The sequence below is a fragment of the Pontibacter ruber genome (genome assembly GCF_023630205.1).
GTDB classification, from domain to species: domain Bacteria; phylum Bacteroidota; class Bacteroidia; order Cytophagales; family Hymenobacteraceae; genus Pontibacter; species Pontibacter ruber.
Genome location: NZ_JALPRR010000006.1, coordinates 132,874 through 155,394 on the forward strand (window position 1 = coordinate 132,874; position 22,521 = coordinate 155,394).

Here is a 22,521-nt window from a genome sequence, read left to right on the forward strand (position 1 = left end):
GTTGCATAAATGTGCCGGCGTGCCTTTACTTTGCCCTTTGTTTCTGTAGTTACAAAGCCATGCGATACCTGCACCCTTTTCTTTTGATACTTCTGCTGGGCCCTTTCCTGTTTTCCTGTAGCAACGATCAGGAAGGCGAAGAGAAAAAAGCTCCTGTCAGCGTAGTTCCTGACCGCAATAGTTTTACGGTGAAGGCAAATTTCAGCTGCGAGGAAATAAGAGGCGCTGACGAAGATAATCCGGAAGCCGTTTTATACCTGCTTCACAACGATACGCAGCACGTGATCGATACCATCAGCACCTGCTCCGTAATTGCCCGCGAGATGTATACCACCTACAACATTCCGTTGGGAGCGCTCTCGGCGGCTGGTGGCTGGTGGGCCGGGCACGGCAATTTTTACTATGCCATCCAGGAAGGCGACAGTCTGGCCATCATGCACGCCGCGCGCGGGCAGGAGCAGGACAGCCTCGGCTACCAGTATACTTCAAAAAAGCGTTTCCCGATCACCTACCAGGACGAGTAGCACAGGATCAGGTATAAACAATCGCCAGCCCTTGTTGCCTCTACCATCCTGCCGCTGCAGCCGTAAAGCAGGTATGATTTGACCGAACCTGAAAACAGTGTAACTATGAAAATAGCCATCATCGGAGGAAGTGGAAACATCGGCTCCCGCATTACGCACGAGGCGTTGAGCAGAGGCCATGAGGTAACCGTAATTGTGCGGCATCCGGATAAGTATACTTTGGAGAACGAAAGCCTGACGGTAACCAAAGGAGATGTGCTGCAGGTAGATGATCTGGCAGCCAAGATAGAAGACCATGATGCCGTGGTGGTGTCGTACAGCCCGGGTTGGGGACCCGGAACCGATTACCACAAGTATACGGAGGTAGCCTACGCAGTTATTGAAGCAGCTAAGAAAGCAGGCGTGAAGCGCATCTTAAACGTTGGCGGAGCCGGCAGTTTGTATGTGGCAGAGGGCGTTCAGGCCGTGGATACCCCTGATTTCCCTGCTGAGTGGAAAGAAGGCGCAGCTGCCATGCGTGACTCCCTGGAAATATACCGCAATGAACAGGACCTGGAATGGACCTTCTTCAGCCCTGCTTTTCAGATCGGGCCGGGAAAACGCACCGGCAGGTTCCGCTTAGGCACAGAAAACCCGGTCGTGGATGAAAAAGGCAAAAGCTTGATCTCCTACGAAGATTTCGCTGTAGCCGTGCTCGATGAACTGGAAAATCCGCAGTATATCCGGCAACGTTTTACCATCGGGTATTAGGGACTGTACTTAAATTTTTACTTGCAGATCCGGAAGAACGGGTCTGCTTTTTTCGTTTTGATAAGCCATCCTCTGGATGGTGTAAGCTAAGTAATGAATAAAAAACAACAGAATTCAATCATACTTATACTTGGAGCTCTGGCGGCGCTTGGTCCTTTTGCGATCGATATGTACCTGCCGGGCTTCCCGGCTATTGCCAAAGACCTCAAAACCGATATTTCGCATGTTACCTTGTCGCTGACGAGTTACTTTATCGGCATTTCGGTGGGGCAGCTGATCTACGGCCCGCTGGTAGACCGCTACGGCAGAAAAAAACCGCTGGTGTTTGGCCTTAGCCTGTTTGTGCTGGCAGCCATTGGCTGTGCGTTTGTACCAACGGTGGAGTGGCTGATTGCTTTGCGCCTGCTGTTGGCATTGGGCGGCTGCGTGGGCATGGTGGCCAGCAGGGCCGTGGTGCGCGACGTATTCCCGGTAGAAGATATCCCGAAAGTATTCTCGATGCTGGTGCTGGTTATGGGCGTAGCTCCCATTGTGGCTCCTACCATTGGTGGTTTTGTTACGGCACACCTGGGCTGGCGCTACATCTTTGCCGTGCTCACCCTCATCGGTTTTCTGGTGCTGCTGGCAGTAGGCTTTCTGCTGCCTGAGAGCCGGGGGGCAGATCCCACTCTGTCGTTGAAGCCAAAACGGGTACTCGGCGACTTTTTAAGTGTACTCAAAGAGCCAGTTTTTCTTACCTATGCGCTTGCTGCAAGCGCGGCGCAGGCGGGTATGTTTGCCTACATCTCCGGATCACCTTTCGTGTTTATGGAAATTTTCGGACTTTCTGAAACACACTACGGTTGGGCCTTTGGTCTTAACGCGTTCGGCTTTATAACCGGCAGCCAGGTAAACAGGCTGGCGCTGAAACGAAGAACTTCGGCAGAGGTAACCCAAACGGCAGGCGTGGTGCAGTTCCTGGCAGGTATGCTGCTGCTGGTCGGCAATTATACCGGCTTCCTGAATGCCGATGGCTCCCTGTTGCTGATCTTCTGTTATATGTTCTCGCTGGGTTTTATCGGGCCGAATGCGACCGCACTGGCGCTGGCACCCTTTGCCCGTAACGCCGGGAGCGCTTCCGCCTTGATGGGAAGTTTCCAGATGGCCATAGGTGCGCTGGCCTCGGCTTTGGTAAGTACGCTGCATAACGGTACTGCCTTGCCCATGACATCCGTGATGGCGGGAGCAACTGTCGTCAGCCTGAGCTTGTTGCTGGGTTTCTGCAAGTACTCAAAAAGAGCATTGGAAGTATCTGCGTAAAACAGCAAGGAAAGTATAACCTGAGCGGCAGGTAAAAGGAAGGCTGATCAGCCTTCCTTTTACTTGCCGTTTTCTTTTAATCCCAAACTGTTGCCTTCATTTACAAGAGGCTTCACCCATCTAATTTATACTTCGCCCGGATGCAAGTGAAAGGCGGAGTGCCAAGCCACATTTTAGTGATAACAATCATATTTTATTTATAAGTTTTAGTCGTATAATAATACAGAATTCCTTTGGCCAACCGGCTTCTTTTCCTGACCGCACTGTTACTAGGCAACCTAATTGCTATGAAAGATGAAACATTTACACACCCGACACACCGGCCTGTTCGTTGCAACCTTTATCGCCTTGCTGCTGCCTGCTTTTTCGCTTTTCGCGCAGGCTCCGCTGTTAAACCCGGAGGATGTACCCCGGTTTGTTAACCCGCTGCCGATTCCTGCCGTCATCGATGCTACCAACTCAGGCAACAGGTCGATCACAATGACCATTTCCCAGTTTGAGCAGGACCTTGGCTTAGGGCTGAAAGATAATTCCGGCCAACCGTTGCTTACCAAAGTATGGGGGTACAATGGCCAGTACCCGGGGCCAACCATACTTGCAAAAAGAGACCAGCCGGTAACGGTAAAGTGGCTCAACAGGCTGGTAGATGAAAACAACCAGCCGCTGCCGCACCTGTTGCCGATCGACAGGTCCATTACCTGGGCAGATCCGGAAGGGGAGGGAGTGCCTGTCGTAACGCACCTGCACGGGGGCCACAACGAATCTGCCAGCGACGGCCTGCCCGAGGCTTGGTATACACCTTTTGCCCGGGACCGAGGACCTGTGTTTGTGAAAGGAGAAGACATCCCTTACTACTATGACAACAACCAGGAAGCAGCCACTATCTGGTACCACGACCATACGCTTGGTCTTACACGCCTGAACGTATATGCTGGCCTGGCAGGCTTTTACCTGCTGACCGATGGCTTTGAAAATGGCATGAGGCAAACCAACAGGTTGCCAGACCCGCGCTATGACATAGGTTTAGCCATACAGGATCGCATGTTCACCACCGATGGGCAGTTGTTTTACCCCGCTGAGCCTAAAGCAGAGGGCGCTCCTACGCCCAGCATACTACCGGAGTTTTTCGGCGATATCATACTGGTGAATGGCAAGGCCTGGCCCATCTTGAATGTAGAGCCAAGGCAGTACCGCTTCCGCTTGCTGAACGGGTCTGATTCAAGGTTCTACAACCTGAAACTTACCAGGGGTGTGAAGATGTGGCAGATCGGATCCGACAGTGGTTTTCTGCCAAAGCCTGTGGAACAGGAAGAGCTGCTGATCGCACCCGGAGAGCGAAAAGATGTGATCATTGACTTCTCTGATAGCGATCTCAGGGGCAAGACCATAATCATTCAGAACGATGCCGCAACCCCTTACCCGAATGGAGATGATGTGGACGAAAGTGATGGCGCGGCACAGATCATGGCGTTTCAAGTTGGTCTGGAACTGAATAAAGCGTATCCGCTTACGCAGATACAAAAATCATTCAACAAGCCTCTGCCGGAGATAGCAACTGCTACCAATGTCAGAAAACTGATCTTATTTGAAGGAGAGGATGAATACGGCAGGCTGAAGCCCATGCTGGGTACTATGGAGGATGGTGCCCTGACGTTTTATGATCCGATCACAGAAAACCCTATGCTGAACAGCACTGAGATATGGGAGATCTACAACCTGACGCCTGATGCACACCCGATACACCTGCACCTGGTAACTTTCAGGGTGCTTAGTTCGCAGGAGTTTACCGGCGATGTGGACGGGGAAACAGGCAAACTCTCGAATGTGCAGCTCGTGGGGTCGGTTAAAAAGCCGGAGCCCGGGCAGGCAGGTAAAAAAGACACCTATCCGATAGCACCCGGCGAAGTGACCCGCTTGGTTGCCACCTTCGATAAAGAAGGCTTGTATGCCTGGCATTGCCACATACTCTCGCACGAAGACCATGATATGATGCGCCCATACTATGTCGGAACGATGCCGAAAAGCATGCTGGCCAACACTGGTCAATTACTCGAGGACCTGATGCAGGCCGGCGAAAAGATCTTTACAGTATATCCTAACCCGTTCTCAGGCTCTGCAACGCTGCAGGTAAAGATAGATGAGCCAGCTTCGGAGGTTGCATTACGCCTGCTGGACCTGAACGGAAACCAGGTGCTGGACGTGCTAAGAAAGCAGTTGGAGAAAGGCGAGCACCAGCTCGAACTAAATGGCAGCAAGCTACCTAAGGGCGTTTATGTATGCGAAGTAGCTATAAATAACCGCCGGTACCGCGAAAAGCTCATCCTGACAGACTAAGCTGTTTGTGTATAAAAGAAAAGCCCCACTATTTGTGGGGCTTCTTCTTTTATACTTCCGATCCGACTTTTGGAACCGCGTGCTGCCGTGTCCGGCTCACCAGGTATACGCCTGCAAATATGAGCAGCGCGTACAACGCTTTCTCCAATGTGAAAACATCCTTGCCCATAAACACCGCTATCAGTATAGCCATCACGGGCTGCAGGTAAATATAAGCGCCTACCAGCGACGGGTTGGCATAGCGCAGGGCCCAGGTGTTGAGCAGGTAGGCAAGGATTGTAACAGCAAAGACCATGAAAACGAGCGCCAACCAGATCGATACCGGGAAGGCGCTATAGTCAGGGGTGAGAAGTTGCTGCCAGCCAAAAGGTACCACCAGCACGGCACCTACTGTAAAAATGCGGCTCACGATGGTAATGGCTTTATACTTCTGCATGAGCGGTTTTACCAGCACCAGGTACATGCCAAACGAAGTCGCATTCAGGATGATGAGCAGATCGCCCCAGATATTGCCGGTCGTACTTTCGCCACGCGAGTTGTAGATCAGCAGCAAAGCTCCAGTGCAGGCAAGCAAAATGCCGGAAATTTTCCGTTTACCGACCCGCTCTTTCAGAAGTATAGCCGAGAATATGAGCACCACGACCGGCACGATCACCATCAGCAGGGCGGCATTGATGGGGGCAGTAAGGTTAAGGCCTGCAAAGAAGCACAATTGGTTTACAGCTACACCGGTTATCCCACAAAGTATAACACGAAGGTTATCCGCACGTCCCACAATTTTCTCCTGCACCACGAAACGCGAAAATATCCCGAAAAAGAGCGCTGCCGACACCACCCTGATCACAATCAGGCCAAACGGGCCGACGTATTCCGGCATTACCTCCTTGGCGATACTATAATTGCTTCCGTAAATAAGCGCCACCAGAAAAAGCGACGCATGCACCTGCACCTGTCTATTCATGGCGCAAAGGTACGTGCTTATTACAACTCCACCGTATAAGGAAAAGAAACAAAAATTACGCAAAACTGACAATTATATGAACAATATGCCCCTGTCTGTGCGGCGCTCTCTGGAGGTTATGGGTCTGTTTTTTCTGGGATGGATCATCGTGCTGGGAAAAGGATTGCTGACGCCGCTGCTTTTGGCTTTTTTTATCAGCATCATGCTGCTGCCCGTATACCGGTTCTTTCATAAAAGAAGGGTGCCGGAAGCGCTGGCCATTGTGCTGAGCCTGTTATTGCTGGGCATAGCGGTGGGGCTTGTTGTCTGGTTCTTCTCTTCCCAGATCGCAAACCTGATACAGGATTTTCCTGTCATCCAGAAAAACGTGACAAACCACTTGAACGCGCTGAGCGCCTGGATCGAGTCTAAAACCCCCTATTCTTCAGAAGAGCAGCTTCGGTTCATTAACGAGCAAAGCAATAAGTTACTGGGCTTTGCCGGTAATTTGCTGACCGGGGCTGCCGGTTCGGTAACCTCTGTCCTGATCCTGCTGGGTTTGCTGCCCATTTACATCTTCCTGGTCCTGTTTTACCGAAACCTGCTGCTGCGCTTTGTTTTCCTGTGGTTCCCGCGCGATAGCCACGAGAAAGTGGAGGAGACCCTGCGCGAGATGCAGGTGATCATCAAAAGCTACCTGTTTGGCCTGCTGATACAGGTGTCGTACATGACGGTGCTGCTGGGCGGTATTCTCCTGATCATTGGCATCAAGCATGCCCTGCTCATCGGGCTGATCTTCGCTTTCCTGAACCTGATCCCGTACGTAGGTGCTTTGCTGGGTAACATCATCGGCGTGTTGCTGACACTGGCATCTTCTTCGGAGTTATGGCCGATTTTGGTAGTGTTGGGTACAATTGCCGGTGTGCAGTTCCTGGACAACAACATCCTCATGCCGCGCATTGTAGGCTCCAAAGTAAAGATCAATGCGCTGGCTACCATTGTTGGGGTGATAGTGGGTGGCGAAATTGCAGGTATAGCCGGCATGTTCCTGTCACTGCCGATCATTGCCGTGCTCAAAGTTATCTTCGACAGGAGCGAGCCATTTAAGCAGTGGGGCGTTTTGTTTGGGGACGAGCGCCCGGGCCGCAGCCCGATGGAAGTACCCATACTCAGGCGCAAAAGCGAGCGGGTGCGGGAAAAACTCGAAGCCGAAAACAAGATAGAACCGCCGCATAAATAGTAGACTTTAGACACAGGACGTAAAACTGCGCATGACCGGTAGTTGCATTGCCGCTGCCAGCCTCTCTTCGGGAGTAGAATAATCGAGTTCTACAGTTACTGGCGCGGGAATTATTCCCGTGTCCTAAGGTGCAGTTGAATCTCTGACTCAACTGGGGCAGAGGCCCAACTATTGCCGGACACAAGCGAGGACGCTCGCGCAAGATGAAGTATAGCCTCTCCTGTACAAAAGCGGAAATTCCCCTCCTGTGGACTAGCCAAAACGAGAGTTTTGAGCGAGCGAGCGTAGCTCTCAGGGGTGGGTTTATACTTGATCAGATCCAGATCTCTCACAGCTACGCCGGCTCTTTTCGGCTCTCGCCTCAAGAGTAGTCGGGATGACAAAGAAAGTATAAAACTCCCTCCCCTGTTTTTAGGGGAGGGCTGGGGAGGGGTTTACTCCATTCATAATTCACCCAAATTGTCAAGACCTGCTCAACCCCAACAAGTATACCACCTCTTTGCGCTCAAATTCGTAGCTTTGTCTGAACCCGGAACGGGAGAAAGTAGAGAGCAGAATGAACCACCCGAACATACCATTGGCCGAACGCATGCGGCCACATAACCTGGATCAGTATTACGGACAAAAACACCTGGTAGGGCCTACGGGTATCCTGCGCCGCTACATCGAAGGCGGCGTAATACCAAGTATGATTTTGTGGGGCCCACCGGGCGTAGGTAAAACCACGCTGGCCAACATCATTGCCAACCAGATGAAAGTGCCCTTCGTGGCGCTGAGTGCCATCAACTCCGGTGTGAAAGACATCCGTGAGGTGATCGAGCAGGCCAGGAAGCGACAGGGCACCGTGCTGTTCATCGACGAGATTCACCGCTTTAACAAGTCGCAGCAGGATGCGCTGCTGGGCGCTGTGGAGAAAGGCACCGTAACCCTGGTGGGCGCTACGACCGAGAACCCTTCCTTTGAAGTAATTTCGGCCTTGCTGTCGCGCTGCCAGGTATACATCCTCAAGCACCTTAGCAAAGACGAACTGATCGAACTGGTGGACAAAGCGCTGGCCGATGATGAGTGGATGCGCCACCGCAACGTGCGGGTAGAGGAGTACGAGGCGCTTCTGACCATTTCCGGAGGCGATGCCCGCAAGCTGCTTAACCTGCTCGAGATCGTGGCTGAAGGCGTGAAGGGCGACGAAGTGGTGGTGACCAACGAGCTGGTAAAACAGGTAGCGCAGCAGAACATCGTGATGTACGACAAGTCCGGGGAGATGCACTACGACCTGGTGTCGGCTTTTATCAAGTCCATACGCGGCTCTGATCCCAACGCGGCGGTGTACTGGCTGGCCCGCATGATCGAGGGGGGCGAAGATCCAAAGTTTATTGCCCGCAGGTTGTTGATCGCTGCTTCAGAAGACATCGGCCTGGCTAATTCCAATGCGCTGCTGATGGCAACTTCCTGCTTTCAGGCGGTGCAGATGATCGGTTACCCAGAGGCGGAAATCATACTTTCGCAGTGTACCGTTTACCTGGCCACATCCCCAAAGAGCAATGCCTCGTACAAGGCCATCAAAACGGCGCGCCAGTTGGTGCAGCAAACCGGTAATTTGCCGGTGCCGCTGCACATCCGCAACGCGCCTACCAAGCTGATGAAAGAGATCGGCTACGGCAACGATTACAAGTATGCCCACGACTACGAAGGCAATTTTGTGCAGCAGGAATTCATGCCCGAAGGCCTTAGCCAGACGCGTTTTTACGAACCCGGCCAGAACGGCCGCGAAAACGAAATGCGCAAGCAACTGCAGGCGCAGTGGGGGAAGAAGTATAATTATTAGTTAGAGAGTTTAGGAGTTAGAAAGTTAGAAAGGTAAAGAGGTAGAAAAGTAAAGAAGGAGAATAGCTGTACTTGCTAGCTGTGGTAGAAAGGCTAAAAGCCTCTGAGGCCTGCAAGTATAAATTGCACTGAAAAACCAACTCTCTAACTCTCTAACTTTCTAACTCTCTAACTCTAATCGTTTGTCTATAAAAACGGCAGGTTAGTCGAATAGTGGGGAAGGGGTAAGCCGGTATTGAACTATATGCGGTAAATTTGCATATTGTATGCAGAGGCAACTTTCTTCTGCTACTCAAAAACAACACAACAAACCTGTTTCTTATATGTTAAATTTCCTGAAATATGTGCTCGCTACCATTGTTGGCCTGCTCATATTCTTCTTCATTTCCATCCTGATCCTGATCGGGATCGCAGCCAGTTCTGCCTCCAAAAGTGAGGTAGAAATCGTGGAGAATTCTGTGCTGGAGCTCAAGCTGGATAAGCCCATTGCCGAGCGCGACCCGAACAACCCGCTGCAGGAACTTGGCTTTTCTTTCGGCGGCTTCTCCAGCAGCGACGGCTTGGACCAGATCAAAGCTTCTATCCGCAAGGCTAAGAAAGACGACAACATCAAAGGTATTTTCCTGAACCTGGGCTTCATCGACGCTGGCATGGGTAAGCTGGAAGAAATCCGCAACGAACTCATCGACTTCAAGAAATCGGGCAAATTCATCGTTTCGTACGGCGACATCACCACCGAAAAAGGCTATTACCTGGCTTCTGTGGCAGATAAGATCTACCTGAACCCCTTGGGAGCGCTGGAATTCAATGGCATGAGCTCAGAAGTATACTTCTTCAAAGGCACTCTGGAAAAGCTGAACATCAAGCCGCAGATCTTCAAAGTAGGCGAATTCAAAAGTGCGGTGGAGCCATTCTTCCTTGATAAAATGAGCGAGCCGGCCCGCCTTCAGCTGAACTCTTTCCTGAACTCGATCAACGATTACCAGCTGCGTAACATTGCCAAATCAAGAGGCAAAACTTACCAGGAGCTGAAGAATGTTTCGGATAACCTGCTGATCCGGGAAGCCGAAGACGCCAAGAAGTATGGCCTGATCACTGACGTTGGTTATTACGACCAGGCCATCGATTATATGAAGGCGAAAGCCGGCATCAAGAAAGGAGATAAGCTGCAACTGGTAGAGCTGGCAAAGTATAAAAAAGCTGACGTGAAGGACGAAGATGCAAAATCTTCTAAGAACCGCATTGCCGTGATCTATGCTGAAGGCGATATTGTGGATGGCGAAGGCGACGAAGACAACATCGGTAGCCTGCGCTTTGCGGAAGCTATCCGCCAGGCCCGTGTAGATGATAACGTAAAGGCCGTAGTGCTGCGCATCAGCTCGCCGGGAGGTAGTGCGCTGGCTTCAGATGTGATCTGGCGTGAGGTACAGTTAACGAAAAAAGAGAAGCCGATCATCGCATCCATGTCTGATGTGGCAGCATCCGGCGGTTACTACATCGCCATGGGCTGCGACACGATCGTTGCGCACCCGAACACCATCACCGGTAGTATCGGTGTGTTTGGTGTGATCCCGAACATGCAGGGCTTCTTCAACGACAAACTGGGCATTACAGTGGACCGCGTAAGCACCGGCAAGTTCTCTGATATGCCAACTGTAACGCGCCCCATGACTGCGTTTGAGCAGGAAGTGGTACAGCGCGAGATCAACAAGATCTACGAGACCTTTACCGGCAAAGCAGCTCAGGGCCGTCATATGCCGCAGGACAAGCTGAAAGAGTATGCTTCGGGCCGTGTATGGTCTGGTATCGAAGCGAAAGAGCGCAAGCTGGTAGACGTGCACGGTGGCCTGGAAACTGCCATCGAGATTGCCGCCGCCAAAGCCGGTATCAAGGATGATTATCGCCTGAAAGAGCTGCCACGCCGCAAGACGTTCTTCGACGAGCTGTTCGGAGATGCCGGTTCGCAGGTGAAAGAAAGCGCTGTGAAAGCTGAGCTGGGCGAGCTGTACCCGATCTACAAGATGTACAAGAAAGTAGAGCACATTCAGGGCGTACAGGCACGTATGCCGTTCGACCTCAGCATTCAATAAGCAACTTTGAATGACTGAGTAATCAAATAAGTGATTTACAAAAGCCGCTTCCGGATAACCCGGGAGCGGCTTTTGTTTTATAGCCGGTGTATTTTTTGCAACTTGCCGGCAAGTATAAAGGTAGAATTTTGAGAGAGTGAATAAACCCGACACCTGACAAATGTCATTTATTCTAAAGTATAAAATGCTCTAATTCGCACATTCATTCATCACAAGACCGCACATTAACCTAAAATTATGATACAGCAATTACAGGAATCAGCAGCTTATATACAGGCACACACAGAGGGCTTTGCTCCGGAATTCGGCATTATACTAGGCACCGGCCTTGGCGCTTTGGTAAAGGAGATCGAAATAAAGTATAGTTTGTCTTACGCGGATATCCCGCACTTCCCGGTGTCGACAGTGGAAAGCCACTCTGGCAGGCTGATCCTGGGAACGCTGGCAGGCCGCAACGTGATCGTGATGCAGGGACGCTTCCATTACTACGAAGGCTATACCATGAACCAGGTGGTGTTCCCGGTCCGCGTGATGAAGCTGTTGAACGTGAAGAAACTGTTTGTGTCTAACGCAGCCGGTGGCCTGAACCCGCAGTTCAATACAACAGACCTGATGGTGATTACCGACCACATCAACCTGCAGCCCTCTAACCCGCTTATCGGCAAAAATATTGACGAGCTGGGTCCGCGCTTCCCGGATATGAGCGATGTATACGACGAGCACATGATCCGCCAGGCGATGGTAATTGCAGAGGATGCCGATTTTGACCTGCGCGAAGGGGTTTATGCCAGCGTGCCGGGCCCCATGCTGGAGACCAAAGCAGAGTATAACTACATTGCCCGTATCGGTGCCGATGCCGTGGGTATGTCTACGGTGCCGGAAGTAATTGCAGCGCGCCACATGGGCATGCCGGTATTTGGCATTTCAGTGATCACGGATATGGGTACGCCGGATCGTATCAAGAAAGTAGTACTGAAAGACATCCTGGATGCCGCTGCTGTGGCGGAACCCCGCTTAGCCATGCTGATCCGTGAGCTGGTACGTCAGCAATAACGTAAAGTATAAAGTATAAATAGGAAGCGGGGCCAGATGGCCCCGCTTCCTATTTATACTTTATACTTCCAGATCAGGTTATTTCTTATTTAATGATCACCGTCTGCCGGTCATAGGCCAGGTTGGTAAATACCCCAATTCCGCCCTGCACGGTTGATGCGATTTTAGAAGGCTGTGCAAACGGGTTGCCGTTGGCGTTTTTAGCATCGGAGGTAGAGCGGAGGAAATTATAGTATTGCTCCTCGATGTGGTAAAGCGTAACTGTTAACGAATCGCCTTTATCATAGTCATAAGCCGAGCCGAGTGTAACACGTGTGCCGTTGGTCAGCTCATCTGATACTGTAAACTCCCGATCAGAACCTTCATGCAGGCTATCGATATGTGTCATGTACCTGTAAAAGTTGCGGCTATTCGGGTCGTCCTGGTAAGACGTAAGCAGCAGCGCCTCTTCTTTCTCGTTAAAACGGTATTCCAGGGTATCGATAGGAACCCGCGGCAACATCGTGGTGAAGCCGGTTACCCGGCGGCCTTTGCCATCTTTTACTTCCAGACTATACATTTCACCGGGCTTGCCTTCCACCAGTTCATCAGAGCGGTGGGTGTAGAATTTGTTTATCTCTTTGTCTATAAAAGGGGCATAATTAAGACGGGTGGTTTTGCCGTTGTAGGTGATGAATACCTCAGCATCGGGTACCAGCGGGGGCTGCGGCTCGTCAAAATAACTCACGCTCTCCAGCACCGTGGCGCGCATGGGTTTGCCAGGCTCCAGGTAGCACTCCACTACCAGTTGCGCCTCGTGAGGCGGCAGCTCCACGTCAATGGCTTTTTCCAGGTCACAGGCGGTAAGCAGCAACAGCAGGGGCAACAGGAAATATAGGCTTGATTTCAGTTTCATCAGAACTTAAAATTATAGGTAACAGACGGTATAACCGGGAATAACGACACCTGCTTCGCCTGAAAATTCAGGGTTTCCTGGTCCTGCTCGTCTTTTAATTGCTCAAAGTATACAAAGTATGGGTTGCGCCGGTTGTAGGCATTGTACACGCTAAACGTCAGGTCGGATTCGCCGTGCTTTGGCCGCATCTTCAGCACTACGCCCAGGTCGAGGCGGTGAAATGGCGCAAGCCGGAAGCTGTTGCGGTCAGAGTAAATAGGCACGACCGATGGGTTCTCCCCCTCTACATCCTGGAAAGCAAAGCGAGCTACCGGCAGCGAGTAAGCATTACCTGTACCATACACAAAGGCTCCCGTCAGGCTCAGCCGTTTGTTTAGCTTGTGCAGCAACACCACACTGATGTCGTGACGGCGGTCGTAGCGGGTCGGAAAGCGGCGGCCTTCGTTGATATCCGGGAACGTACGGTAAGTCCAGGAAAGCGTATAGCCCACCCAGCCGGTGGTTTTGCCATTGATTTTTTCAAAGTATAGTTCGTTGCCGTAGCTCTCGCCTTTACCAAACAAAAATTCCTGCTCCAGGTTGTCGTTCACAAACAAGTTGGCGCCGTCACGGAAGTCGATCTGCCGGCGCATCCATTTGTAGTATACTTCGTTGGTAAGCAGAAAACGCCCCGCGCCAAACAGCTTGCTAATGCCTAAGGCCACTTGCTGCGAGCGTTGCGGGTACACCCCCGGGTTAGATGGATACCACACATCCGTAGGGAGGGAGGCCCCTGAATTGGCTACCAGGTGAATGTATTGCATCATGCTGGCAAAGCTGCCTTTCAGGGCCACGCTCTCGCTGATGTTATACTTGGCAGAGGCCCGTGGCTCCAGCCCAACGTACGTTTTGCCCCCACTGTTGAAGCCGGAAAAGCGTAATCCGTAGTTCAACGACCATCTGGCATTTATCAGGTAATCGTCTGACACGTAGGTGCCGAATTCTGTGGCTTTATAGTTACTGCCGGCCCCAAGCGAGATGCTGTTGTCTTCGCTGTCGAAGTTGAGGCGCCCAATGGTAAAATCATGCTTGGAGGCCATCGCTCCGAACTTCAGGCTGTGGCCGCCATCCAGGATCAGGTCGAAATCTGTTTTAAGGCCAAAGTCTTTGATGTCGGAGGTAAGGCGAAAGGAGAAAACATTGATCTCGTTCTTGATGGTATACTGGTAGCTGGAGGAACTGGCCGTGGTGTTGGCGTACAGGCGCGGGCTGAACTTGTGGCGCCAGCTAAGTGCCGCTACTTTGTTGCCCCAGTCAAAGCCAAACTTAAAGTCATCGTCCTTGAACCCGAAAAAGTCACGCCCAAAATAGCCGCTCAGGCTTAACTCATCGTCCTCGCCAAGTTTATAATTCACCTTGCCGTTCAGGTCGTAAAAATAGTAATCCGGGATCGGGTTGTAGTCTTCGTCACCTTCCTTTAACCGGTTGATCTGCCGCGTGAAGATGTCGGAATACGTACGGCGACCGGATACGATAAATGATGCTTTATCTTTTACGATGGGCCCGTCAATGGTCAGGCGGGAAGCAATTAAACCGATGCCGCCCGTGGCGCTGATCCGTTCCTGGTTGCCTTCTCTCATCTTAACATCCACCACCGACGATAGCCTGCCTCCGAATTCAGCCGGAAAGCCTCCTTTGTATAGCTCTACACTTTCAACTGCATCTGAGTTGAATACGCTGAAGAAACCGAACAAGTGCGAAGCATTGTATACGATGGCATCATCCAACAGCACCAGGTTTTGGTCAGGGCCACCGCCGCGTACGTACAGTCCGGATGTTCCTTCGCCACCTGACTGGACACCCGGTTTCAGTTGCAGCGTCTTCAGCAAGTCTACCTCCCCAAAAAGGGCCGGCAGCAATTTAACTTCGCGCGTTGTCAGCTTCTCCACGCTCATCTGGTTCTGGTTCAGCTTCTGCTCCAGTGTGTTCGTTTCTACTACCACCTCCTTCAGTTGGTTGGCAGCCGCTGTCATCGTGATGGCCACAGTTTGATTCACATTACTTACCACCACAGGCCAGGAACTGGTCTGGTACCCAACATAGCTCGCCTGCAGGGTATAACTACCGGGTGGCAGGCTGATACTGTAAAATCCGTTCTCGTTGGTGATGGTGCCCACGTTCATACTTGGTACGCCTACAGTAGCCCCCACTAAGGGTTCATTGCCTGTTGCCGAACGCACATAGCCGCTGATAGTATAATTGGACTGGGCCATAACTTTGGAATAAAGGCAAAACAGCAGCAAAAGAAGAGGTAACAGGTAGGCAGGTAGTCGCATGGATACAGGCAGTATTTCTAGAGCAATGCAAGTTATCTATTATAAAGTATAAACTGAAAGTATAACCCGAAAGGTTGCCTAAGTAACGCCCTCAGGACCTGATTGTTTATAGAGGCCGCATAATTTTGAGGCTATAAAAGAAAAGCCGCACCCAATGGGTCCGGCCTTTCAGGTATCAGTAATATGAAATGGCTTAGCCCTGGTAGAGTTCGAGGATGCGGTGCCGGAAATAAAACTCGCATTTGCTTTGCAGGAGCTCTATCTGGGCTCTGTTCTTATTGTTAAGTGATTCCATGTAGGAGAAGAAGTCGAGGGTGCCGGATTCATACTTGCGTTTGGCTGCCTCAAAGGCTTTTTCGGAATATTCTATACTTGCCTGCACTGTGTTGTAGCGTTCGCGTGCCGATAGTACCTCCTGGTACGCCTGCTCTATGGTTTGGCGTAGGGTATTTTGCGAAGTTATATAATCGAGCTCGGCTTTGCGCATATCTACTTTGGCCGTTTGTGCATCCAGGTGGCTGGTAAAGCCATTGAACACCGGTATGCGCAGGCTCAACTGCACGATCTTCTGCCGGTTCTGATCCAGCTGATCGAAGTAGTTAATCTGCTCGAACGTGTTGGTTTCCTGCTTCAGTTCTTTCACGTTGCTCGAGAAGCGGGATCCCAGAATTCCTTCCACCGACAGGGTAGGAGACAGGCCGCTGCGGGCTACACTCAGGCCATGCCTGGAAGCCTCCAGGCTGGCTTTTGCAGCTTTCAGTTGTGGCGAATAAGCAACGGCACGTTCCATTACGGATTCCAGTGGCAGTAGCTCTGAGTTGATGTCAACGGGAGCAGTTGGTACCTGCAACTGGTAGGCTGTTTCGGCGCCGGCGTTGATTTCCTGCACCAGGGCCAGCATGGAGCGGCGGTAGCTGTTTTCGTTTGTGATGAGGTTGAGCTTTTCGGTGGCCAGCTGCGATTTGATCTGGTACACATCGGCTTCTGTGCGAACCCCGGCCCGTTCCAGTTTCTCTATCTTTTCCAGTTGCGATTGCAGGAGCGTGATCCGGTCTCTGGTGATGGTGGCGTTCTCCCGGTCAAGTATAGCCTGCAGGAAATAGCCCGTTACATTGGCTTCCAGGTCAATCTCGGCCTGTGCCTGCTGGTACTTTCCGGCCTCCGCATATTTGTCTGCCTGCTTTAATTCAAAGTACCGTGTAAAACCATCGAACAGCACCAGTTGCCCGACCATATAGGGGTTGGAGGTGGTGGTATTACCCCGTTTCACTTCCCCCGACACGTTATCGAAGGTCAGACCGTTCACGCGGCTGGCGTCGGCCTGGGCTGAAACGGTTGGCAAGTAGGCAAACTGGCTCCGGCGCAGGTTGATGTTGGACTTGGTGGCATTGTGCTGCGCCTGGCGCAGGGCTACGTTGTGCTGCCGTGCCAGTTCCAGGCTTTGCTCCAGTGTGAGTGCCTGTTGCGCCTGCACTTCCACGATCAGAAAAGCGCAAAAGAGTAGCCCTCCCAGCTTTTTGAGCAGGGCTCCGGTTGTAACATTTTTCATAGGTTTATTTTATACTAGTGGCGTTTTGCAGGAAACAGTGATCAGTAAACAGTTACCAATAAGCAGTTATAAGTCAGACGTAAGCAGCTTAATTGCATTTTAACTCTCTACCTCTCTACCTCTTTAACTTTCTACCTTTCTACCTCCCCGCTTGTGTTTCCTTCGTTCAGCCATACAGAGCGTAGTTGCAGCTGTTGCGGGGTAGCGTTTGTGTCGGGTTCCAGCACGTGCAGCACTTCGCGTTCAACGGCTGTAACGCGGCCTTTCAGTTTTTTCTTCTGCAGCTTTCCTTTGCTGTCTTTGCGGCCAACCATAAATTCGATCCTGCTTCCGGGTTTTGCCTGCTGCAGGTCTTCCCCGATAATCTCACGCACATTCAAGGGTGTAATTTCTTTGCCGTTCATCGCCAGAAGCTGATCGCCGGCCTTGAAGCCCATTTTCTTTCCGAACGCATCCATCTCTTCGTCTTCTGCCACCGTGATCTTGTCGGCCTCTCTGTCGTAACCGGGTATAAAGCCCCCGTAAGAGTTCACCAGTTGCTTGGACACCGGCTCGTAGCGAATGCCCACCGTGCGGAATGTTTGCTGCAGGGGCAGCGGCTCCGGGCCTTCCACATACTTTGCAAAGAATTCCCGTATCTGCGGAAAGGTCAGCTCCGTGATCTTGTCGAACAGCTCGTCATCCTTGAAAGGCTTGTCTTTGCCGTAGGTTTTGGCCAGGTCCTGCATCAGGTTGCGCAGGCTATACTTTCCTCCCGACAGTTCCAGTAATCTTATATCCAGCGACATGCCGATCAGGGCGCCTTTCTGGTATACATTGGGGTATTCTTCTTCGTACTCGTCCAAGCAGTTGCGGCTCAGTTCGGTAAAAGGCAGCGTGTCGTTGTAGTAGGCCTTTGAAGTGATGATGTAGTCGCGCAGTTTTTCTAGGTATTCTTCCTGCGGGTAGAGCTTTTCATAAGCCTGCACATGCGTGGCAAAGTATTCGGTTACGCCTTCGTACAGCCACAGGTGCTTCGACATTTTTGGCTCGATGTAATCGAAGTTGTGGATCTCTTCCGAATGGATGGCAAGCGGCGTCACCACATGGAAAAACTCATGGGCTGCCACATCCCGGATGGTGCTGCTGAATTGCTGCTCCGGCATCTCCGGCAGAAAATATACCGATGAATAGGAATGCTCCAGTGCCCCGTAAGATCCGGAAATGCCCGGCCGCTCCGGCACATAGATCAGGAAAGCATACTTGTCTACCGGCAGGGTACCGCCGAGGTAACTGCGTTGCGCCTCCAGGATATCCTTCACGTTGCCGGCAACAGGCTTGGACGTTACGCGGCCGCTGGGCGAGTAAACCGATACCAGCACTTCGGTGTTGCCGAGGTTAAGTACGGTTGTGTCGGGCTTGTTATACATCAGCGGCGAATCGGCCAGCTCCATGTAGGTGGGCACTACGTAGGTATCAGAAGTAGCCGTCGACGATACCGCCTTCAGCGGGGTGGAGCCGTAGAAGCTTTCCGGCCTGGTGATGTTCAGCTCGTACGGCACCTGCTTCATGTTATCGAAATAACCGATAAAGCCAAAGGTGTTGAGCAGGAAGTTCCTGTTCTCTTCGATGTTGGTGCCGCCCGGCTCAAAAATGGCATTGTCTCTTTTTGCCGCGTCAAAGGTGTCGTTGGTCCAGTAGGTGATCTTGTGCAGCGCGGTGGCGTTGCGTATGCGCCAGCGGTTCTCGTCTACCTGCTCTACCTGCAGTGGCCGGCCTTTGGCATCGTAGGCTTTAAAATCAGTCAGGAACCTGCCAAAATCGGAAACCGAATATGTGCCCGGCACAATTTTGGGCATGTTGTAAACGATGTCGTTTTGCTTGATGGGCGGTGCCAGCAGCGTAACCTGCACCATATCATCTTTTACCTGGGTAAGGTTAATGGTAAAGACATACTTATCTGCTGCGCGGGATTGTTCGGTTGCCCGTGCGGCAATGCTCAGGTTAATTCCCAGGACAAGTAGTAATATGGTTCTTTTTAGCGTCATGATCAGGTTCTGTGGCTGGTTAACTATAGCTTAGCTAACGAGCAGGCCTTGTGTAAGGGTTTGGTCACTGCCAGCTTTATGTCATTCAAAATGCGGCAGCAGTCGGAGTTATCTGTTTCCTGATTGTTGTCCGTTTGCCGTAGCCCTTCCTGCTGAATGCCGATATTTCCCGAGATGATACGTGCAATGCGCCTCTCTTGCGTGGTTAACTGTTCGGGTGCAAGTTCTACACCCGTAGACTGCAGGAAAGCAGCCATTAAGCCCGGCGTATAATCAGCCACACTTATTATCCAGGTAAAAAATGAGGTAAGCAAGAGAGCAGAGATACTTTTCATAGTTTTAGTTTATGGTGTTGGTCACCGGAAAGATGATGTTTGTGGCCGAAAGGTTGCTTCAGCGGGAAACCTTTTGTTTAACCCGCCGAAGTTTCACCTCACTCAACACAAACAATTTGTTTTTCCGGATACATTACTGCGTCCGTATGGCTTTAACAGGATCCAAGCTAGCCGCTTTCACAGCCTGGAAGCTCACCGTAACAAGTGCGATCAGCAATGCGGCAAAACCAGCCAGGGCAAAGGTCCACCAGTTCAGTTCTGTTCTGTAAGCAAAATCCTGCAGCCATTTGTCCATGCCATACCATGCGATCGGGCTTGCCAGCACAATAGCAATCAGCACCAGCACCGCAAAATCCTTGGAAAGCAGCACCACAATGTCGCTTGTAGAAGAACCCAGCACCTTGCGGATGCCGATCTCTTTGGTGCGCTGCTCGGCCGTGAACGATGCCAAGCCAAATAAGCCAAGGCAGGCGATAAGTATGGTGAGCCCGGCAAAGTAGCCGAACACGGTCAGCATTTTGGCCTCGGCGCGGTATTGCTTGTCGAAGTGCTCGTCCATGAAGAAATACTCCATCGGGTGCTTCGGATCAAATGCCTGCCACTGGTTTTCGACAAAACGAACCGTAGAAGCCATGTTCTCCGGTTTTAAGCGCACCAGCACGTATCCGGCAGACTGCGGGCGCAACTTCAGCACCAGGGGCTCTACTTTGGTATGCAGCGACTGCACATGGAAATCCTTCACTACCCCGATCACCTGCAGGTCACGATCATTGTACTCGATGCGCTTGCCAATCGGGTTGTCCCAGCCCATCCAGCGGGCCGCTGCCTCGTTCACGATTACTCCTTCTGTCTCATCGGTTTTCATGCGGCGGTCGTAGTTGCGGCCTTCTTTCAGTTCTATGCCCATCACATCCAGAAAGTCGTAATCCACAGACATGATCTGGAACGTACGCTCAGCCATTTTTCCATCCAGCTCGGCCAGCATCATGTGCTTGGATAATTCTTCCGCCGGAATGTCATTTGCGTTGGAAACTTTCTCGATGAGCGGGTTGCTTAGAAGTTGCTGCCTTAAGCTCGGCAGTTGTTTTACCAGCGTAGAGTCTCCGCCCGGAACATCGATCACCATGATCTGCTCTTTGTTGAAGCCCAGGTTGCGGTTTCGCAGGAAATGCATTTGGGTGAACACAACGATCGTGCTGATGATCATGATGAGCGAAATGGTGAATTGAACCACCACCAATACCCTTCGCAGCGAAGCGCTGCCGCCTTTCGGTGCCTGGTCCGATTTGAGTACATCGGCCGGTTTAAAATTGGAAAGGAAGAAAGCTGGGTAACTGCCGGCTACCACCCCTACAAACACCACAATGGCCAGCACAATGAGCAGGAACTCCGGCTGCAGCACAAAGTTTGAGTCGAAGTTTTTACCGGTTAAGGAGTTGAAAGCCGGGATCAGCGTCTGTACCAGCGCCAACGCCAGGACCACGGCAATCAGGGTGATGAGCAGCGACTCGCCGATGAACTGACCGATGATCTGGCTACGGAAGGCACCTACTACTTTGCGCAATCCAACCTCTTTGGCGCGCTTGGCCGAGCGGGCGGTGGCCAGGTTCATGTAATTGATGCAGGCAATGAGCAGCAGGAAAACAGCCACTGCTCCGAAAATATACACATAAGAAATGTTGCCGGGCGCTGTCATGTCGGCGCCGTATACCGTGTCGAAGTGGATGGAGCGGAGCGGCTGCAGTACAAAGCGCATGCTGGCATCTGATTCATGCTCTTTTATCCACGGGATAACGTGGCGTTGGGCGAAAGCATCCATTTTCTCCTGGAAAACCGGGATCTGTTCCGGGCTCTGCAGCAGCACGTAGGTATAGCGACCCATGGCAAACCACTGGTTTGTTCGCTCTTCTTCGTCCAGGGTGGCATCGTGCGTGCTCCTGGACAGGAAAGCTCTTGCCCGGATGTGGGAGTGGCCCGGGTCGCGGTAAACCCCCGTTACCTTGTAAGAGTGGCGGCTGAATTTGAGTACTTCTCCTATGGCCTGTGCAGGATCGTCGAAATAGCGGGCTGCCATCTCCTCGCTCAGCACAATTGTTTGCGGCTCGTCCAGAGCGGTGTTTGGGTCGCCAACCACAAACGGGTAATCAAAAACATGGAAAAAGGAGCTGTCTGCAAAAACCAGTTGGTCTTCGTTAAAGCTCTTGTCTTTGTACCAGACGGTTTGCTTGCGCTCCTGCACAAGCTGCGTTACATGCTCGATATCCGGAAAATCGCGGCGCAGGGCCGGCTCCAGGGCCGCCGGCGACAAGGAAAATTTGTTAGCTTCCTGGCTCGCCAGCTTTATCTCTCCGGCCACCCGCACAATCCTGTCTGCATTGGTAAAGTGGCTTTCGTAGCTCAGCTCATCTTTTACATACAGGAAAATAAGGATACAGGAAGCCACGCCGATAGCCAGCCCGGCTATGTTGATAGCAGAGTATACCCTGTTGCGGACAAGATTGCGCAGGGCAATCTTAAAGTAGTTCTGCAGCATGTTTGCGGGCATTTATACTTTCGGTCACGATCTGGCCATCGAACAGGTTGACGATGCGGTGTGCGTACTCGGCATCGGAAGGGGAGTGTGTTACCATTACCACGGTCGTGCCCTGTTCATTCAGTTCGGAGAGCAGCGCCATTACCTCGCGGCCGTGCACCGAGTCGAGGTTACCGGTAGGTTCGTCGGCAAGTATAAGGCTGGGGTTAGATACTGTGGCACGGGCTATGGCCACACGCTGCTGCTGACCACCCGACAGCTGCTGCGGGAAATGGCTGCGGCGGTGAGCGATGCCCATACGCTCCATCGCTTCTTCTACACGGCGCTGCGCTTCGGCACGCGGCACACCCAGGTAAGCCAGCGGCAGACCAATGTTCTCTTCCACGGTCAGCTCGTCAATCAGGTTGAAGCTCTGGAACACGAAGCCCAGGTTCTGCTTGCGCAGCTTGGCACGCTGGCGCTCGGAAGCTCGGCTGATGTCCTGGCCCAGGAAAGTGAGCGTGCCCCCGGAAGGAGAATCAAGCAGGCCAAGGATGTTGAGCAGTGTGGATTTGCCGCAACCAGATGGACCCATTACCGCCACAAACTCGCCTTTGGCTATGCGCAGGTCCACGCCTGCCAGGGCAGTTGTTTCCACGGTGTCGGTTACATACTTTTTCTCTAACTGCTTTGCTTCTATGATGTTGGCTACCTTGTTCATGGGTTTGATAGTTGATGTTATACGTTTCGTTTTTCTTCGTTTTATTTTGTACTAATGGGTTTTTAATTGCTGATTGTTAATTGTTGATCGTTGTTTTCTCAATCATATAAGGA

Annotated in this window: 16 protein-coding genes; 8 read left to right on the top strand and 8 right to left on the bottom strand. The window is 51.8% G+C overall.

Features of this window, described 5'->3' with window-relative positions; all coding sequences use genetic code 11:
* The first annotated feature begins 59 nt into the window (after nt 1-59).
* From MJ611_RS20325 to MJ611_RS20340, 4 genes are all read left to right on the top strand, one after another.
* A complete protein-coding gene (locus MJ611_RS20325; RefSeq protein ID WP_250432289.1) occupies nt 60-524 on the top strand; it encodes a hypothetical protein in 465 nt (154 codons plus the stop codon).
* A 105-nt stretch (nt 525-629) separates the two neighbouring features.
* A complete protein-coding gene (locus tag MJ611_RS20330; RefSeq protein WP_250432290.1) occupies nt 630-1,274 on the top strand; it encodes an NAD(P)-dependent oxidoreductase in 645 nt (214 codons plus the stop codon).
* 93 nt (nt 1,275-1,367) lie between these two features.
* Nucleotides 1,368-2,573 carry a multidrug effflux MFS transporter gene (locus MJ611_RS20335; RefSeq protein ID WP_250432291.1) on the top strand — a complete coding sequence of 402 codons (1,206 nt, stop codon included), beginning with the start codon at nt 1,368-1,370 and terminating at the stop codon, nt 2,571-2,573.
* Between the two features lie 294 nt (nt 2,574-2,867).
* Entirely contained in the window at nt 2,868-4,907 is a 2,040-nt protein-coding gene (locus MJ611_RS20340; protein WP_250432292.1) for a multicopper oxidase domain-containing protein, read from the top strand.
* A 49-nt stretch (nt 4,908-4,956) separates the two neighbouring features.
* Here the strand turns inward: MJ611_RS20340 and MJ611_RS20345 are convergent, their stop codons facing one another.
* Entirely contained in the window at nt 4,957-5,868 is a 912-nt protein-coding gene (locus MJ611_RS20345; RefSeq protein ID WP_250432293.1) for a DMT family transporter, read from the bottom strand.
* 76 nt (nt 5,869-5,944) lie between these two features.
* Between MJ611_RS20345 and MJ611_RS20350 the strand changes: the two genes are divergently transcribed.
* The 4 genes from MJ611_RS20350 (at nt 5,945) to MJ611_RS20365 (ending at nt 12,054) form a co-directional block, all read left to right on the top strand.
* Complete coding sequence (locus MJ611_RS20350) at nt 5,945-7,087, top strand: AI-2E family transporter (RefSeq protein ID WP_250432294.1); 1,143 nt, start codon at nt 5,945-5,947, stop codon at nt 7,085-7,087.
* A 556-nt stretch (nt 7,088-7,643) separates the two neighbouring features.
* A complete protein-coding gene (locus MJ611_RS20355; protein WP_250432295.1) occupies nt 7,644-8,912 on the top strand; it encodes a replication-associated recombination protein A in 1,269 nt (422 codons plus the stop codon).
* Between the two features lie 322 nt (nt 8,913-9,234).
* Complete coding sequence (gene sppA, locus MJ611_RS20360) at nt 9,235-11,001, top strand: signal peptide peptidase SppA (protein ID WP_250432296.1); 1,767 nt, start codon at nt 9,235-9,237, stop codon at nt 10,999-11,001.
* Between the two features lie 237 nt (nt 11,002-11,238).
* Complete coding sequence (locus MJ611_RS20365) at nt 11,239-12,054, top strand: purine-nucleoside phosphorylase (RefSeq protein WP_250432297.1); 816 nt, start codon at nt 11,239-11,241, stop codon at nt 12,052-12,054.
* Nucleotides 12,055-12,139: 85 nt separating this feature from the next.
* Here the strand turns inward: MJ611_RS20365 and MJ611_RS20370 are convergent, their stop codons facing one another.
* The 7 genes from MJ611_RS20370 to MJ611_RS20400 all read right to left on the bottom strand — a co-directional run bounded on the left by MJ611_RS20370 (nt 12,140) and on the right by MJ611_RS20400 (nt 22,408).
* Nucleotides 12,140-12,949: a DUF4249 domain-containing protein gene (locus tag MJ611_RS20370; RefSeq protein WP_250432298.1), complete on the bottom strand. Its 810-nt coding sequence runs from the start codon at nt 12,947-12,949 to the stop codon at nt 12,140-12,142.
* A complete protein-coding gene (locus tag MJ611_RS20375) occupies nt 12,949-15,201 on the bottom strand; it encodes a TonB-dependent receptor (protein WP_250432299.1) in 2,253 nt (750 codons plus the stop codon). The genes MJ611_RS20370 and MJ611_RS20375 overlap by 1 nt, the downstream gene beginning before the upstream one ends.
* Nucleotides 15,202-15,457: 256 nt before the next feature.
* A complete protein-coding gene (locus tag MJ611_RS20380; protein ID WP_250432300.1) occupies nt 15,458-16,813 on the bottom strand; it encodes a TolC family protein in 1,356 nt (451 codons plus the stop codon).
* 131 nt (nt 16,814-16,944) lie between these two features.
* Complete coding sequence (locus tag MJ611_RS20385) at nt 16,945-18,840, bottom strand: M61 family metallopeptidase (protein WP_250432301.1); 1,896 nt, start codon at nt 18,838-18,840, stop codon at nt 16,945-16,947.
* A gap of 23 nt (nt 18,841-18,863) precedes the next feature.
* Complete coding sequence (locus tag MJ611_RS20390; protein WP_250432302.1) at nt 18,864-19,175, bottom strand: hypothetical protein; 312 nt, start codon at nt 19,173-19,175, stop codon at nt 18,864-18,866.
* Nucleotides 19,176-19,308: 133 nt separating this feature from the next.
* The gene (locus MJ611_RS20395; protein WP_250432303.1) at nt 19,309-21,708 is read right to left on the bottom strand and encodes an ABC transporter permease; all 2,400 of its coding nucleotides are present in this window, start codon (nt 21,706-21,708) and stop codon (nt 19,309-19,311) included.
* Nucleotides 21,689-22,408 (bottom strand): ABC transporter ATP-binding protein, encoded by a 720-nt coding sequence (locus MJ611_RS20400; RefSeq protein ID WP_250432304.1) that lies wholly within the window; start codon nt 22,406-22,408, stop codon nt 21,689-21,691. The genes MJ611_RS20395 and MJ611_RS20400 overlap by 20 nt, the downstream gene beginning before the upstream one ends.
* Between the last annotated feature and the right edge of the window lie 113 nt (nt 22,409-22,521).

Excerpts from the sequence above, each read along its gene's own strand:
- MJ611_RS20350 (WP_250432294.1), top strand. The coding sequence starts at position 5,945 with ATGAACAATATGCCCCTGTCTGTGCGGCGCTCTCTGGAGGTTATGGGT.
- MJ611_RS20390 (WP_250432302.1), bottom strand. The coding sequence starts at position 19,175 with ATGAAAAGTATCTCTGCTCTCTTGCTTACCTCATTTTTTACCTGGATA.
- MJ611_RS20335 (WP_250432291.1), top strand. The coding sequence starts at position 1,368 with ATGAATAAAAAACAACAGAATTCAATCATACTTATACTTGGAGCTCTG.
- MJ611_RS20395 (WP_250432303.1), bottom strand. The coding sequence starts at position 21,708 with ATGCTGCAGAACTACTTTAAGATTGCCCTGCGCAATCTTGTCCGCAAC.
- sppA (WP_250432296.1), top strand. The coding sequence starts at position 9,235 with ATGTTAAATTTCCTGAAATATGTGCTCGCTACCATTGTTGGCCTGCTC.
- MJ611_RS20375 (WP_250432299.1), bottom strand. The coding sequence starts at position 15,201 with ATGGCCCAGTCCAATTATACTATCAGCGGCTATGTGCGTTCGGCAACA.
- MJ611_RS20345 (WP_250432293.1), bottom strand. The coding sequence starts at position 5,868 with ATGAATAGACAGGTGCAGGTGCATGCGTCGCTTTTTCTGGTGGCGCTT.
- MJ611_RS20400 (WP_250432304.1), bottom strand. The coding sequence starts at position 22,408 with ATGAACAAGGTAGCCAACATCATAGAAGCAAAGCAGTTAGAGAAAAAG.
- MJ611_RS20340 (WP_250432292.1), top strand. The coding sequence starts at position 2,868 with ATGAAACATTTACACACCCGACACACCGGCCTGTTCGTTGCAACCTTT.
- MJ611_RS20325 (WP_250432289.1), top strand. The coding sequence starts at position 60 with ATGCGATACCTGCACCCTTTTCTTTTGATACTTCTGCTGGGCCCTTTC.
- MJ611_RS20355 (WP_250432295.1), top strand. The coding sequence starts at position 7,644 with ATGAACCACCCGAACATACCATTGGCCGAACGCATGCGGCCACATAAC.
- MJ611_RS20330 (WP_250432290.1), top strand. The coding sequence starts at position 630 with ATGAAAATAGCCATCATCGGAGGAAGTGGAAACATCGGCTCCCGCATT.
- MJ611_RS20385 (WP_250432301.1), bottom strand. The coding sequence starts at position 18,840 with ATGACGCTAAAAAGAACCATATTACTACTTGTCCTGGGAATTAACCTG.
- MJ611_RS20380 (WP_250432300.1), bottom strand. The coding sequence starts at position 16,813 with ATGAAAAATGTTACAACCGGAGCCCTGCTCAAAAAGCTGGGAGGGCTA.
- MJ611_RS20365 (WP_250432297.1), top strand. The coding sequence starts at position 11,239 with ATGATACAGCAATTACAGGAATCAGCAGCTTATATACAGGCACACACA.
- MJ611_RS20370 (WP_250432298.1), bottom strand. The coding sequence starts at position 12,949 with ATGAAACTGAAATCAAGCCTATATTTCCTGTTGCCCCTGCTGTTGCTG.